Below are 14,063 nucleotides of genomic sequence, written 5' to 3' on the forward strand. Positions count from 1 at the left end.
GCCATGACATGGCAAACGCATCTGCAGTTCTTAAATCCAAGTCTCACGACGAAGAGATCAACATTGGGCTTGAGACGAAGTACCGGGCGCAGGCTGCAACGAGCCTGTCCGATATACTGGCCGCAACCTATCGCCTGACGATCAAGAGCCATGTCTACCACTGGAACGTCGTTGGTCCGCTGTTCAAGCCGCTGCACGACTTGACAGAAGAGCATTATAACGCGCTGTTCAAGGCTTCGGATATCATTGCGGAACGTATTCGCGCGCTTGGGCACCTTGCTCCGGCAACGTTGGGCGAAGCATCCCAGTTCGCGCCAAAGGCAAACGAAGTTGGCAAGTTGACAGCCGTAGACATGGTCAACGATCTCGTTGCCGATCATGAGGCGGCGGTCAAGGTGATGCGCGATACGGCGGAAAAGGCCGATGAGGCGGGCGATGTCGTGACCGCAGACATGCTGACGGATCGCCTGACTTTCCACGAAAAGGCGTTGTGGATGCTGCGCGCAATCGTGGCCGAGTAATCTATCCTGCCCTGCGGCAAAAGGCGCTCCGGAAACGGGGCGCTTTTTCTGTTCCGATCAGATGAACGGGCGCATGCCTTCGACGGAGGGTTGCCATCCGGCAATATCGAAAAGTTTGCCGCGCTCCAGAACCTCCGAACCGCGATCCAGCCAGCGCACGACACCCGCATCCGACAGGCGTCTCAGTGTCTTGTTTGTATGAACAAGAGACAGTCCCAATGTATCGGCAACATGCTGCTGGGTCAGGGGCAGAACCTTCGGCCCCTCTTCGGGGAAAACGCCAGTTGCCTGAGCCCGGTGATCCAGAAAGGCGAGGAGATAGGCCGCGCGCTCAAGAGCCGTGCGACGCCCCACGGAGAGAAGATGTTCATCCAGAATGGATTCCTCGCGCGAGGCAATCCAGGTGAGGTCGTAGGCAAGCGACGGATGGTTCTGGAAGAGAGCGGTCAGGCGCTCGCGCTCGAAGACACAAAGGGTCATCTTCGTCAGCGCCTCGACCGAATGAAGCATTTCCGACATCAGATTGCCTTGCAAGCCAATCAGGTCTCCAGGAAGCACATAGTTCAGGATCTGCCGCCGCCCGTCCTCCAGAATTTTATAGCGGAAGCCCCATCCTGCGAGAGCCGTATAGAGCTGTGGGTGGCGCTGGCCCTCGTCAATGATGGTCGTTCCCGGCTCGACGAGAAGTTCTGCAATCTTGAAGGAGGACACGAACCCAAGTTCGGTCGAATCAAAATCACGGAATGTTGCCCGAGCGCGTAAGGGACAGAGTTCACAGGGGACGCGGACGGGAGCGAATGATTTGCTTTGAGCCATGGCGAACCCATTTTTGGCAGAGGGGAACGAGAATAGAACAAAAACTGATTGCCACTATGTCTTTTTTAAATGACCCACCGTTCCATGAATGTTCTATGGCTTTCCTTGGTTTCACCATCCGGGAAATTCGCGTGCGCCTTCTGGTCATCGATTCACATTATCTGGTGGCTATGGAAGCCGAGCAGGTTCTAGGAGAGGCATTGGGGTGTCTCGTCACGATTGCCATGCCACGCGATGTCGACACCTTGCTCATGGAAGGAGCGTTCGATGTCATGTTGATTGACATCGATTTCGTAACAGAGGCTCTATGGGGGAGAATCCAGCGCCTGCGGCAGGCGGGCGCTGGATTCGTTTTTACGTCCGTGGACAGCCGTCACCGTTCAGGAGTTCCTGGATTTCAAGGAATTCCTGTTGTGTTGAAACCGTTTGATGATGAGAGATTGGTAGAGGTTGTGCGGAACGTTAATGGGGCGGTGAAGCGGTTTTAGCTTCCGAATGCTCTTGCGGTGATGGCAGCATCGCCGGGATCGGGACCGAAATCACCCTCGCCGGAAACACCCAGGATTTCCTGAAGCCTGGTGCGGGCGCGAGAAACACGGCTTTTGATCGTGCCGACGGCACAGCCGCAGATCGTTGCTGCTTCTTCATAGGCGAAGCCTGCAGCACCCACCAGAATGATGGCTTCACGCTGATCATCCGGCAAAGTGTCCAGCGCTTTTCGGAAGTCCTGAAGATCCAGGCGACCATATTGTTCAGGATGAACGGAGAACCGCTCGCTGAACAGGCCATCACTATCCTGCACTTCACGGCCACGCTTGCGCATCTGGCTGTAAAACTCGTTGCGAAGAATGGTGAAGAGCCAGGCGCGCATGTTCGTGCCAGCCGTGAAGCTCTTCTGGTTCGCCCAGGCCTTCATGATGGTGTCCTGCACCAGATCATCAGCCTTGTCATGGCGTCCGGTCAGCGATACTGCAAAGGCGCGCAGGTTGGGCAAGGAAGCCAGCAGGTCTCGCTTGAAAGCGCGATCGTCGTTTTCTTGATCCGTTGTCATTTCGCATTCGCCGATTCTGCACTCTTTTCCGCCTCTTCAAGGCGCTCCAAGAGATCGAGAAAGCGATCCGGAATCCCTTCTTCCTGAACTGCATCATAGAATTCCCGCAATTTGCGTGAAATCGAAGCGTTCGGGAGCATCGCGCCCGGCCGGAAGTTGCTCGATTGTGGTGTGTTCATCTTCTCTTTGTTTCTGGTTTCGTCTTCACTCATCACGCAGGCAGCCTGTTGCGGTATCGTTCGTTGAAAATGCGCTCGAATAAAAAAAGTTCCTTCAAGACGGAACTATTTTTCTGGGTTACCGTTGATACCACGTTCATTGCCCACTGGGCATCAGGGGAGATTCTGAATGTCACTTACCACTCGCGTTGCGTCCCACCTTCCTTATCTGCGCCGTTACGCCCGCGCCGTGACCGGTTCGCAGACCTCGGGAGACGCATATGTCGCGGCGGTCCTGGAAGCTTTGATTGCCGACATTTCCATTTTTCCGGAAAGTTCAAAGGACCGCGTTTCGCTGTATAAACTTTTCGTCGCAATCTTTGGTTCCACTGCAATAGAGATCCGTCCGATCGAGTCCCCCTTCGCATGGGAACAGCGGGCGGTCGCAAACCTCGCCTCGCTTCCGTCGCAGGCAAGACACGCGTTCCTGTTGATTTCGGTTGAAGGCTTCACGCTGGAAGAAACCGCCGAAATCCTGGACGTCGACGTCAACGAGGTCACGCGCCTGCTCGACGAGGCATCGCGCGAGATATCGCGTCAGGTTGCGACCGATATCATGATCATCGAAGACGAGCCGCTGATTGCGCTCGACATCGAGCAGATGGTGCAAGATCTCGGCCACCGCGTGACTGGCATCGCCCGTACGCACAAGGAAGCCGTTGCCCTCTTTCAGAGTTCGAGCCCGAAAATGGTTTTGGCCGATATTCAACTGGCAGACGGGAGTTCCGGCATCGACGCCGTGAACGAAATTCTGAAATCCTCCAGCGTCCCGGTCATTTTCATTACCGCGTTCCCGGAGCGCCTGCTGACAGGTGAGCGGCCGGAGCCAGCCTTCCTGGTGACCAAGCCGTTCAACCCTGACATGGTCAAAGCCTTGATCAGCCAGGCCCTCTTCTTCAATGAGGCCGTCAAGGCTGCCGCCTGAGCGGGCTTGGCCGTTGTAATGCGGTGATAATCCGGTTCCGTCTGGAACCAAGGCGACGGTTGAGCGTTCAGCCGTCGTCTATTTCACAGATGCCCCCGGTATGTGTGACGCGGGTCAAGCAACAGACTTCAAATATCGGTCACCAAATGTTCTGGCCAGGATACCCGTCCGGCTGTTTGGTTCATGAGAGTAGAAATTAATAGCGTATCGGGTTGAGACCGGTCGACTTGCCTCCTATAAGGGGCTAGCAACGGTCTAATATGCAAGGACGCGTATTTTTCCGGTATCGCAGATCAGGGCGGAGCAAGTAATTGTCGCATCAGCTGACATGGCAACAAGCTGGTGAAAGCGGTGAGGCATTACGCGATTTCTTCATGCCCGCTCTCCTGGATCTCGGTGCGAGCGTCACGATCCAGGATCTCCAGCGTCGTTACATCTTTGTTACCAACCTCCCGGATGCCTGGTCGCAGGCGCTGACCGATACACCAACCGATACCAGCCTGTTCGGTGAGGAAATTGCTGCAAAACTGAAGCTGCTGAAAGATGGCATCACCGAGCATGGCCAGAAGGGGCATCTTGAGTTTACAGTGAACTCCGATGAAGTCTACGAATTCAGGGTTCAGGCAATTTCGACGGCAGAAGGTGGCATCCATCTTGTGACCACGATCATCGACCGATCGGAGGAACGCCACCGGGAGCGGCTTCTTCGTGCGCTGCTGCGTGAAGTCAGCCATCGCTCGAAAAACCTTTTGGCCATTATTCAGAGTATCGCGCTGCAGACCGCACGCTATTCCGTGACGCTGGATGTGTTTCTTAACAAGTTCCGGGGGCGGCTTTATTCCCTGTCTCAGTCCCAGGATCTGATCACCGATTCCAGCTGGCGTGGGGCGTATTTCTACGAACTGGTGCAGCAGCAGACTGAGAAGTATCTTCCGGAAAATGCGCATCTCGTGAAGGTGAGCGGCGATAATGTCCTGTTGAGCCCGAATGCTTCATTGCATCTCGGTCTGGCGCTGCACGAACTGATCGTCAATGCGGTCAGTCACGGATCCCTTTCGAAAAGCGGCCGGGCCATTCTGGTTACCTGCCAGCGCGTGCAAGCGAATGGTCAGGATTCACTGGAGGTATGCTGGGAGGAAGGACTGCCTAATCTCGTGCGCCATATTGAGGGCCGGGACAGCAGCAGCCTGAAGGCGAATTTCGGCAGCACCGTCCTAGAGCGGGTCGTACCTGCTTCCGTCAACGGCAAAGCACGCTATGCCATTGCGCCGGATCGCATCAGCTACAGCCTCGTTTTTCCTCTGGAACACGCTTCCGAATAAACACCCCGATCGCTTCCGATACACCGCAGGTGTGGCGCGTGTGTGGTGGATCGCTGTTGGCACCTTTGTACTGAGCACAAAAGGAAACGGTCTTGGTTTCCTTTTACAGAAGCCAAGACCGTTGGGTCTCTTCGAGGGGGATGAAGAGGTATCCGGAAGCTTTGAAGGGCGGGGGACGGGGGCGCTTCCAGATACATCAATAACGGGCTTGCCCGGAGAAGGTTCCGTCCGTTCCCAAAAAAATCAAAAAAGATTATCTTGTTGCTGGACGCAGGATGCCCCGGCGAACCGGGGCACTGCTATGGTGTCCAGTCAACGAGCCTGCGTTCTCGGATCCAGCGCGTCTCTCACGGCGTCACCAACGTAATTGACGCTGAGGACCGTCAGGGAAATCGCGAGTCCCGGCCAGAATACGCGCGACGGCGTCAGTTGCAGGAAGTTCGCCCCATCAAACAGAAGACGGCCCCATGTCGGGAAGTCGGACGGAAAACCGAGACCGAGGAAGGACAGTGCAGACTCGGTGATGATCGCAGCCGCGATGCCAAGCGTTGCCGAAACCATGATCGAGCTGAGCACATTTGGCAGGATGTGACGCAGCACGATACGATGCTCTCTCATGCCACTGCTTTTCGCCGCGACGATGAATTCCTGGCTCTTCACTGCCAGAACGTCGCCGCGAACGATGCGGGCAGTGTGCATCCAACTCGTCACGCCGATGACGAAGACGATCAGGATGAAAATGCCGGTCTCCGGCCCGAATGCTGCACGCAGCGTATCGCGAAACAGCATGATGATGACGAGCAGGAGCGGCAGAAGCGGAAGCGCCAGGAACAGGTCCGTCAGGCGCATCAAGGGGCCATCGAGCTTGCGGAAATAACCCGACAGGACGCCGACCAGCGTGCCAAGCAGCAGGGCCAGCAGCATGGCGGTCAAGCCCACGGCGAGCGAGATCTGCCCGCCCGCCATGACCTGTGCCAGCATGTCGTGTCCCAGGTTATCCGTGCCGAACGGGTGCTTCCAGGAAGGCCCCTGGTTCTTCGCGCGGATGTCGATCTTGTTCGGATCTATCGTGTGGATGAAAGGACCGGCATAGACGACAAGCAGGATGAAGGCGAAGACGATCAGGCCGGCCACGCCACCCTTGTGCTTGCGAAACTTCCTCCAGAACAGGATGGACGGTGTCTCGATCTCAGCCTTTGCAGTAACGGGCTGGTTGAGGACGGCATCAGTCATAGCGAATCCTCGGATCAAGGATGCCGTAGAGAACATCGGCAATCAGGTTAAACAACACGATCAGGACCGCAAAGATGAAGGTGAGGGTCTGTACCAGTGGAATGTCTGCCCCCTGAACCGCCGTGATCAGCAATTGGCCGAGCCCGTTCACACGGAAGATCTGCTCGGTGATGATGGCGCCGGAGAAAATCGTTGGAACGCCCAGCGCGATGACCGTAACCACCGGGATCAAGCTGTTGCGCAGAACATGCACAAGAAGCACTGCCTTTTCCTTCACGCCTTTTGCCCGTGCGGTCCGAACATAATCCTGACTCAGATTGTCCAGCATGGAAGCGCGAACGAAGCGGGCAATCTGCGAAGCATTATAAAGTGCAAGGACCGTGACCGGCAGAACCATCTGCTTGACCTGCTGGACGAAGCTCGACCAGTCATTGACAACCAGATTGGTGTCGTAGATCGAAGGAAACCATTGCAGGTAGGACGAGAAGATGACGATCAGTACGACGCCGGTGAAGAAGGTTGGCACCGAATAGCCGACCATGGTGACGAAGGTGCCGATCTGGTCGAAGATCGAATATTGGCGATAGGCGGAAATGACGCCGACTGGTATCGCTATCAGCACACCGAACACATAGGCCATGCCCACCACCCAGAGGGTCTGCGGCATGCGCTGGACGATGAGGTCGACGACCGGGCTGCGGGTCGCCCAGGAGAGCACGCGCATCCGCTCGCCATCGCCCACGGTAATGCCCGTCATCTGTTCAAAGATGTTGAGCGGCTCATTGATGAAGAACTGCTTCAACCACAACAGATAGCGGATGAGAAAAGGCTGATCGAGACCCATGGAGGCGCGGATCTGCTCGCGTACTTCCGGCGGTATGGTCAGCGGCAGGTCGCCGAGCGGATCATTGGGCGCAAGGTCAAGCAGCGCAAAAATGACGAAACTTATGACAAGCAGCGTCGGCACGGCAAACATAAGTCGCCGGATCGTATAAGTAAACATATGGCGGTCTCCAGACGCTTTTGGAGCAAGGAAAAGCGGGCCTCGTCCCTCGGGAGAGGCCCGCTTTCACTCAATTACTTCTTGCGAGACCAGTCTGCGGCATTCCAGAGTTCGGAATCCCACGCATTCATCTTCACGCCGCTCAGCTTGACCGAGTGGGACGAAATCTGGCCGCGATGGATGAGCGGGATATGGGCACCCTCGGCGGTCAGCATGTCGTTGGCCTTCTTGGCAAGTTCGGCGCGCTTGCCGAGATCAGCCGTCTTGGAAAGCTCTGCAACGATCTTGTCGTATTCCGGGTTGCAGTAACGCGGAATGTTCTGACCCTGCCAGCCATTGGCCGGAGACGGGATCTTGTTGCAGAGCCATTCTGCCAGATATTTTTCCGGGTCCGTTCCGTCGAAGTTGTTCGTGTACATTTCCACGTCGGCATAGAACTTCTGGAAGGTATCCGGGCTTGCCGGGTCGCCGCCGAAGAAGACGGAAGCCGAGACGTTGCGCAGTTCGGAGGCAACGCCAATCTGCTGCCACCAATCCTTGACGAGCGCCTGCGTGCCCTGGCGAACCGAGTTGGTGGAGGTCTGGTAGAGGAAGGAAAGCTTCACGCCGTCCTTGGCACGAATGCCATCGCCACCCTTCTTCCAGCCGGCCTGGTCGAGAAGCTTGTTGGCGCCTTCGATGTCCTGCTTCAGGCACCAGTCGTTGGCGGTCGAGACATAGGCACTGGGAGCCGGAACGATGTTGCAGGTCGGCTTGCCAGCTTCGCCGTAACCGGCTTCATCGATGATGTCGCGGTCGATGGCGATCGAGAGCGCCTTGCGAACCGCCGGATCGGAGAGTGCCGGATGCTTGCCGCCCTCGACAGTCGAACGCTTGTCACCGAGCTTCGGATCAGGGTTCGTCCAGTTCAGGTTTATGCGCTCGACCTGCGTTCCAAACGCCGTCACCAGCGTGCCCTTTCCAGCCTTCATCATGGTCGCCAGGACTTCTGGCTCAACCTGCATGTTCCAGGCGTAGTCATATTCGCCGGTTTCCAGAACCGCGCGGGCCGCAGATGCCGCATCGCCGCCGCCCTTCAGGGTGACAGAGGCGAAGGCAGGCTTGGTTGCATCGCGATAGTTGGCGTTGGCGGTGAAGGTGATGACGTCGTTCGGCTTGAATTCCTTGACGACGAAGGGGCCGGTGCCGATCGGACCGAAGTTCGCGGATGTGCAGCCCGGAGCCTTGGCGCCGACGCAATCCTTGAACTGGGCCTTCTGGATGATCGGCTGCTGCGCGCCGACAAACGCACCATAGGGATAGTATTTCGGTTCTGCGAAGGACACCTTGACCGTCAGAGGATCAACCGCTTCGACCTTGGTGATGCCTTCGAACTGTGCCTTCTGTGCGCAGCCGCCATCCGGGGCCGTGCAGTACTGCCAGGTGAAGACCACATCCTCTGCCGTGAAGGCGGAGCCATCCGACCACTTCACGCCTGGCTTCAGCTTCCAGGTGATGCTCTTCATGTCCTTGGCGACGCCGCCATTCTCGACCGTCGGAATCTCGGTGACGAGCCACGGCGTCAGCTTGCCGGTTTCATCGTAGCGCGCCAGAGGCTCGATCGTGAGCGAGGCGCTGTAAACTTCCTTCGTGCCACCGGAAAGATATGGATTGAGGGTGGAAACAGCCTGCCAGAACAGGATCTTCAAGTCCCCGTCCGTCCCGCGCTGGGCATGTGCAACATTGGCAAAGGCCAATGCGGCCACCGTACCTGCCAACAGGATCTTTGTTCTCTTCATTGTTTTCCCCTTGAAGATTAAATTGATTATGGCTGCCATAGCCGCGACGCAGGCCTTATCGGTCGCGCCGCATTCACATCCCGCTGTTTCCTCCTAGCCGGATGATGAATTCTTGTGTTTCTCCCGTCGCCTTGACGTTCATCCGACCAACGTTCTCGCCGTGCCGTATGAGTATATGATCAAAATTTGAGCCATCTAAACACAAGCTCAAATAGCGTTCAAGAATGAAATTTGAAGCTTGCATTTATTATCACTTACGTCGCAATATCCCCGGCAACAATAAGGGAAACAGCTGAAATTATATGAGGTTGCAGTTATGCCAGTTCTCAATCGCGCCGCTGAAATGCAGGAAGAAGTCTCCGGCTGGCGTCGTCATCTTCATGAAAATCCGGAGCTTCTGTATGATGTTTTCAACACTTCCGCTTTTGTTGCGGAAAAGCTGAAGGCCTTTGGTTGCGACATTGTGGAAACCGGTATCGGCAAGACCGGTGTCGTGGGCATCATCAAGGGAACGCTCGGCGATGGGCCTACCATCGGCATGCGGGCGGACATGGATGCGCTGCCCATTCTGGAAAGTTCCGGCAAGCCTTGGGCCTCGAAGGTTCCCGGCAAAGCGCATTCCTGCGGGCATGACGGTCATACGGCGATGCTTCTGGGTGCCGCTCAGTATCTTTGCGAGACACGCCGTTTCGCCGGTTCCGTCGCAGTCATCTTCCAGCCAGCGGAAGAGGGCGGCGGTGGCGGTCTTGCCATGGTGCAGGACGGCATGATGGAAAAATTTGGCATCAAGGAGGTCTACGGCCTGCACAATACGCCAGGTATTCCCTTGGGCGATTTCGCCATTCGCAAGGGTGGAGTGATGGCGGCTGCCGATACGTTCGAGATCACCATCAAGGGCAAGGGAAGCCACGCGGCACAGCCGCATTTCTCCATCGATCCCGTGCTGACCTCGGCTTATGTGATCGTTGCGCTTCAATCGATCGCATCGCGCGAGACGGATCCGCTGAAGTCCGTTGTCGTTTCCGTCACCACCGTCCACGGCGGTGACGCCTACAACGTGATCCCGATGGATGTGAAGCTGACGGGAACCGTGCGGACCCTCGATCCAGAGGTTCGCGAACTGGCGGCCAAGCGCGTGGTCGAGGTGGCGCAGGGAACCGCACTTGCCCATGGCGCGGTTGCAGAGGTCAACTATGTGCGGGGCTATCCGGTCACCGTCAATCATGCGGCAGAAACGGATTTCGCCGCATCGGTCGCGGCCAATGTTTCGGGCGAAAAGAGCGTTGAAACCGAAATGGCACCAAAGATGGGGGCCGAGGATTTTTCCTACATGCTGGAGGCCCGACCGGGCGCCTTCATTTTCCTGGGAATTGGCGAGGGAGCCAATCTTCATCATCCGGCCTACGACTTCAATGATGAGGCTATTCCTTATGGCATAAGCTATTGGGTGACTTTGGCTGAAACAAAGCTCGCTGCCTGACGCGCGGTAGACCACAGGAGAACTCCATGGCTTATCAAATAGATAACTCACAGCAGACCGGTCTGGTAAATCCGGTCCTGACGGTCGAGAACCTGACCACATCCTTCCGCGTCAATGGCGACTGGAAGTCGGTCGTGCGCAATATGAGCTTTTCGATTGCGCCGCGCGAAACGGTAGCAATCGTTGGCGAGTCCGGCTCCGGCAAGAGCGTGACCTCGCTCTCCATCATGCGTCTCCTTCCAAAAGTCTCCAGCAAGATCGAGGGCCGCGTCCTGCTCGGCGGCAAGGAATTGCTGTCGCTGCCGGAAGAGGAGATGCGTCAGGTTCGTGGCAATGACATCTCGATGATCTTCCAGGAGCCGATGACGAGCCTCAATCCGATCTTTCCGATCGGAAAACAGATCGCCGAAGCTCTGACGGTCCATAAGGACATCTCGGCGGCGGATGCGAAGGCTGAGGTCATCCGGCTCTTGGAGAAGGTTCGGATTCCCAACGCGAAAGGTCGCTTCGACGAATATCCGCATCAGTTTTCCGGCGGTATGCGCCAGCGCGTGATGATCGCCATGGCGCTTGCGTCAAAGCCGAAGCTTCTGATCGCCGACGAGCCGACAACGGCGCTTGACGTGACGATCCAGGGCCAGATCCTCGATCTGATCAAGGAATTGCAGGATGAGGAGGGCATGTCCGTTCTGTTCATCACGCATGACATGGGGGTCGTTGCAGAAATCGCTGACCGCACCATTGTCATGTTTCGCGGCGAACAGGTGGAAACCGGCGCGACCGACGACATTTTCCATCGTGGCCAGCATCCCTACACGCGCGCGCTTCTGGCGGCCGTTCCCCGTCTCGGTTCGATGAAGGATCGGCAGTTGCCGCTGCGCTTCCCCATCATCGACGTAAAGTCCGGCGAGGCGCAGCCGCTGGTCGAAGTGACGGATACCGTCGCCAAAACAAAAACTCCGATCCTCGAAGTTCGGGATCTGACCACCCGCTTTGCCATCCGATCCGGGATCTTCGGTCGTCAGACCGGTGCCGTCCACGCGGTCGAGAAGGTTTCATTCCAGCTTTTCGAGGGAGAGACACTGTCGCTGGTGGGCGAATCCGGCTGTGGCAAGTCCACCACTGGCCGATCTGTCACTCGTCTTGTGGAGCCGACAGCCGGACAGGTGATGGTCGATGGTTACAATGTCATGGGCCTCGACCGCACGACGCTTCGCACCATGCGCCGCTCGATCCAGATGGTCTTTCAGGATCCGTTCGCCAGCCTCAATCCGCGCATGAGCATTGGTTCGGCCGTCATGGAGCCGTATATCGAGCACAGTCTTGGAACCACTGCCCAGGCTCGGGAAAAGGCAGCGGATCTCTTGACCAAGGTTGGGCTTTCACCGGACATGATGCGGCGCTATCCGCACGAGTTTTCCGGCGGTCAGCGCCAGCGCATCGCGATTGCACGTGCGCTGATGCTTGATCCAAAGGTCATCGTTGCCGATGAAGCGGTGTCCGCGCTCGATGTTTCAATCAAGGCGCAGGTCTGCAATCTTCTGCTTGATCTTCAGCAGAGCCTCAATCTGGCCTATCTGTTCATCAGCCACGACATGGCGGTCGTCGAGCGGGTCAGCCACCGGGTGGCGGTGATGTATCTGGGTGAAATTGTCGAGATCGGGCCGCGCGCGGCGGTCTTCGAAAATCCCCAGCACCCCTATACGAAAAAGCTCATGGCTGCGGTTCCGGTTCCAGATCCATCCCGCAGAAGCATCAAGCGCAACCTGTCAACCGATGAGATCAAGAGCCCTGTGCGTCCGGCCGGATATGTTCCGCCCGTGCGCCAGTATCGCGAGATTTCGGAGGGGCATCTGGTTCAGATCGACTGATACGTCTCGTTCAGAATGATGGAAGGCCGCGCCGCTATAGTGCGGCCTTGTTGCAATTCGGTGCATGGCATTTGACATACCATCGTCAAACATGCCAGCACTGATCAGGAGCATGGCGAGAGTTCGGGGATGGCCAGAAAATCTGATACGCAAGGGCGGCTTGATGATGCGGCGCGCGCCGGGTGGCTCTATTATGTCGCCGGTCGAACCCAGGACGAAATCGCTGCAACCATGGGGATTTCCCGTCAATCCGCCCAGCGTCTGGTTTCTCTTGCAGTTGCCGAACGTCTGATCAAGGTTCGTGTGGATCATCCGATCGGCGTTTGCCTGGAATATGGCGCGGCCTTGCAAAAGCGCTATGGGCTGCATCACATCGAGGTGGTTCCCAGCGATCCTGCTGCCGCTTCGACAACCGTTGGTATCGCTGAAGCTGCGGCAGCGGAAATCGAGCGCTGGCTGAAGAAGCCAGACCCTATTGTGCTTGCCATCGGAACGGGTCGAACGCTGAAGGCCGCCGTCGATCAACTGGAGCCGATGGAATGTCCGCAGCATCGAATCGTGTCGCTGACGGGCAATATCGGGCCGGATGGCTCCGCGGCCTACTATAACGTCATCTTCTCCATGGCGGATGCCATCAAGGCGCGCCATTTTCCGATGCCTTTACCCGTACTCTGCTCTTCCGCCGAGGAGCGGGATGCACTCCATCAGCAGAGCATTATTCAATCCACGCTCAATATCGGTGCGCAAGCCGATGTAACCTTTGTTGGTGTCGGGGAACTGGGCGTCGATGCGCCGCTGTGTGTCGATGGCTTTCTGGCGCCCGACGAAATGACGGCCTTGATGCAGTCCGGTGCTGTCGGCGAAATCTGTGGCTGGGTGTTCGGACACGATGGTTTGCTTCTCGAACATCCCATCAACGAGCGCGTGGCCAGCGTTCCAATTCCACCACGGGATCGGTCGATGGTTATCGGTGTCGGTCTCGGAAAGCGCAAGGCGCAGGCCATCTCCGCTGCATTGCAGGGTGGGATGATCAACGGGCTCATCACGGATGAGCGAACTGCTGAGCATTTGCTCAAGCATTGATCTAAAATTTCATCATTAAAATCAATATATTGGAGAGGTTTCGCTGCATTGCGGCGACGATCGATGCTTGACATTTTTGTCCTAAATTCGAGTAATTGCTCATAAACAAAGCGAATGCTCGATTTTCTGGGAGGAAGACATGACATTGAAGACCATTCTGCTTGGTGCGGTCTCTGCGCTGGCACTCTCCGGTATTGCATCTGCAGAAACGCTGACGATCGCGACCGTCAACAACGGCGACATGATCCGCATGCAGAAGTTGACGGATGAATTCACCAAGAAAAACCCCGGCATCGACGTCAAATGGGTGACCCTTGAGGAAAATATTCTGCGTCAGAAGGTGACGACGGATGTCGCGACCAAGGGCGGTCAGTACGATGTGATGACCATCGGCATCTACGAAGCCCCAATCTGGGGCAAGCAGGGCTGGCTGGCGCCGCTCGACAAGTTGATGGCCGACAAGAGCTATGATGCCGATGATCTGCTTCCGCCGATCCGCTCCGGCCTCACGGTCAATGGCAAGCTTTATGCCGCGCCCTTCTACGGCGAAAGCTCGATGGTGATGTACCGCAAGGATCTATTCGACAAGGCCGGGCTGAAGATGCCGGATGCCCCGACCTGGGACTTCATTGCCGATGCTGCCCGCAAGATCACGGACAAGGGTTCCGAAACCTATGGTATCTGCCTTCGCGGTATAGCAGCCATTTAGTAATGCGACAGTTGGGCCAGTTAGAGATGCGACAGTTTTCGCCCTTCTAGCTG

Annotated in this window: 13 protein-coding genes and 1 pseudogene; 8 read left to right on the forward strand and 6 right to left on the reverse strand. The window is 56.8% G+C overall.

Annotated elements, in window-relative coordinates; all coding sequences use genetic code 11:
- Positions 1-8: 8 nt before the first annotated feature.
- On the forward strand, positions 9-521 hold the full coding sequence (locus E8M78_RS07665; protein WP_137134513.1) for a DNA starvation/stationary phase protection protein: 513 nt from the start codon (positions 9-11) through the stop codon (positions 519-521).
- A gap of 57 nt (positions 522-578) precedes the next feature.
- On the opposite strand, the gene E8M78_RS07670 is transcribed toward E8M78_RS07665, so the two are convergent.
- Entirely contained in the window at positions 579-1,337 is a 759-nt protein-coding gene (locus E8M78_RS07670; protein ID WP_137134514.1) for a Crp/Fnr family transcriptional regulator, read from the reverse strand.
- On the opposite strand from E8M78_RS07670, the gene E8M78_RS07675 reads away from it, so the two are divergent.
- Positions 1,319-1,825, forward strand: coding sequence for a hypothetical protein (locus E8M78_RS07675; RefSeq protein WP_170973357.1), 507 nt, complete (start codon positions 1,319-1,321; stop codon positions 1,823-1,825). The two genes, E8M78_RS07670 and E8M78_RS07675, sit on opposite strands and share 19 nt — an antisense overlap.
- Here E8M78_RS07675 and E8M78_RS07680 read toward each other — a convergent pair.
- Positions 1,822-2,388: an RNA polymerase sigma factor gene (locus E8M78_RS07680; RefSeq protein ID WP_062555826.1), complete on the reverse strand. Its 567-nt coding sequence runs from the start codon at positions 2,386-2,388 to the stop codon at positions 1,822-1,824. The two genes, E8M78_RS07675 and E8M78_RS07680, sit on opposite strands and share 4 nt — an antisense overlap.
- Positions 2,385-2,567 carry a NepR family anti-sigma factor gene (locus E8M78_RS07685; RefSeq protein ID WP_137134524.1) on the reverse strand — a complete coding sequence of 61 codons (183 nt, stop codon included), beginning with the start codon at positions 2,565-2,567 and terminating at the stop codon, positions 2,385-2,387. Before E8M78_RS07685 ends, E8M78_RS07680 begins: the two co-directional genes overlap by 4 nt.
- 169 nt (positions 2,568-2,736) lie before the next feature.
- On the opposite strand from E8M78_RS07685, the gene E8M78_RS07690 reads away from it, so the two are divergent.
- Together E8M78_RS07690 and E8M78_RS07695 are read left to right on the forward strand one after the other, a co-directional pair.
- On the forward strand, positions 2,737-3,531 hold the full coding sequence (locus E8M78_RS07690) for a response regulator (RefSeq protein ID WP_062555825.1): 795 nt from the start codon (positions 2,737-2,739) through the stop codon (positions 3,529-3,531).
- Between the two features lie 311 nt (positions 3,532-3,842).
- Entirely contained in the window at positions 3,843-4,853 is a 1,011-nt protein-coding gene (locus E8M78_RS07695) for a sensor histidine kinase (RefSeq protein WP_246658263.1), read from the forward strand.
- 312 nt (positions 4,854-5,165) lie between these two features.
- Here E8M78_RS07695 and E8M78_RS07700 read toward each other — a convergent pair whose 3' ends face one another.
- From E8M78_RS07700 to E8M78_RS07710, 3 genes are all read right to left on the reverse strand, one after another.
- Complete coding sequence (locus tag E8M78_RS07700) at positions 5,166-6,086, reverse strand: ABC transporter permease (RefSeq protein WP_137134516.1); 921 nt, start codon at positions 6,084-6,086, stop codon at positions 5,166-5,168.
- Positions 6,079-7,089, reverse strand: a complete 1,011-nt coding sequence (locus E8M78_RS07705) for an ABC transporter permease (protein ID WP_137134517.1) — start codon at positions 7,087-7,089, stop codon at positions 6,079-6,081. Before E8M78_RS07705 ends, E8M78_RS07700 begins: the two co-directional genes overlap by 8 nt.
- A gap of 74 nt (positions 7,090-7,163) precedes the next feature.
- The gene (locus E8M78_RS07710) at positions 7,164-8,867 is read right to left on the reverse strand and encodes a peptide ABC transporter substrate-binding protein (RefSeq protein ID WP_137134518.1); all 1,704 of its coding nucleotides are present in this window, start codon (positions 8,865-8,867) and stop codon (positions 7,164-7,166) included.
- Between the two features lie 316 nt (positions 8,868-9,183).
- Between E8M78_RS07710 and E8M78_RS07715 the strand changes: the two genes are divergently transcribed.
- From E8M78_RS07715 to E8M78_RS07730, 4 genes and pseudogenes are all read left to right on the forward strand, one after another.
- Positions 9,184-10,347, forward strand: coding sequence for a M20 aminoacylase family protein (locus E8M78_RS07715; protein WP_137134519.1), 1,164 nt, complete (start codon positions 9,184-9,186; stop codon positions 10,345-10,347).
- Positions 10,348-10,373: 26 nt separating this feature from the next.
- Positions 10,374-12,218, forward strand: coding sequence for an ABC transporter ATP-binding protein (locus E8M78_RS07720; RefSeq protein ID WP_137134520.1), 1,845 nt, complete (start codon positions 10,374-10,376; stop codon positions 12,216-12,218).
- 129 nt (positions 12,219-12,347) lie between these two features.
- The gene (locus E8M78_RS07725) at positions 12,348-13,301 is read left to right on the forward strand and encodes a sugar-binding transcriptional regulator (protein ID WP_137134521.1); all 954 of its coding nucleotides are present in this window, start codon (positions 12,348-12,350) and stop codon (positions 13,299-13,301) included.
- A 139-nt stretch (positions 13,302-13,440) separates the two neighbouring features.
- Positions 13,441-13,995, forward strand: a pseudogene (locus E8M78_RS07730) (extracellular solute-binding protein); the annotation flags it as partial.
- Positions 13,996-14,063 lie beyond the last annotated feature (68 nt).

This window comes from Rhizobium sp. FKY42, from assembly GCF_005222835.1.
Classification (GTDB): domain Bacteria; phylum Pseudomonadota; class Alphaproteobacteria; order Rhizobiales; family Rhizobiaceae; genus Neorhizobium.

Coding starts and splice junctions, on each gene's coding strand:
- E8M78_RS07665 (WP_137134513.1), top strand. CDS start 9: ATGGCAAACGCATCTGCAGTTCTTAAATCCAAGTCTCACGACGAAGAG.
- E8M78_RS07675 (WP_170973357.1), top strand. CDS start 1,319: ATGATTTGCTTTGAGCCATGGCGAACCCATTTTTGGCAGAGGGGAACG.
- E8M78_RS07670 (WP_137134514.1), bottom strand. CDS start 1,337: ATGGCTCAAAGCAAATCATTCGCTCCCGTCCGCGTCCCCTGTGAACTC.
- E8M78_RS07680 (WP_062555826.1), bottom strand. CDS start 2,388: ATGACAACGGATCAAGAAAACGACGATCGCGCTTTCAAGCGAGACCTG.
- E8M78_RS07685 (WP_137134524.1), bottom strand. CDS start 2,567: ATGAACACACCACAATCGAGCAACTTCCGGCCGGGCGCGATGCTCCCG.
- E8M78_RS07690 (WP_062555825.1), top strand. CDS start 2,737: ATGTCACTTACCACTCGCGTTGCGTCCCACCTTCCTTATCTGCGCCGT.
- E8M78_RS07700 (WP_137134516.1), bottom strand. CDS start 6,086: ATGACTGATGCCGTCCTCAACCAGCCCGTTACTGCAAAGGCTGAGATC.
- E8M78_RS07705 (WP_137134517.1), bottom strand. CDS start 7,089: ATGTTTACTTATACGATCCGGCGACTTATGTTTGCCGTGCCGACGCTG.
- E8M78_RS07710 (WP_137134518.1), bottom strand. CDS start 8,867: ATGAAGAGAACAAAGATCCTGTTGGCAGGTACGGTGGCCGCATTGGCC.
- E8M78_RS07715 (WP_137134519.1), top strand. CDS start 9,184: ATGCCAGTTCTCAATCGCGCCGCTGAAATGCAGGAAGAAGTCTCCGGC.
- E8M78_RS07720 (WP_137134520.1), top strand. CDS start 10,374: ATGGCTTATCAAATAGATAACTCACAGCAGACCGGTCTGGTAAATCCG.
- E8M78_RS07725 (WP_137134521.1), top strand. CDS start 12,348: ATGGCCAGAAAATCTGATACGCAAGGGCGGCTTGATGATGCGGCGCGC.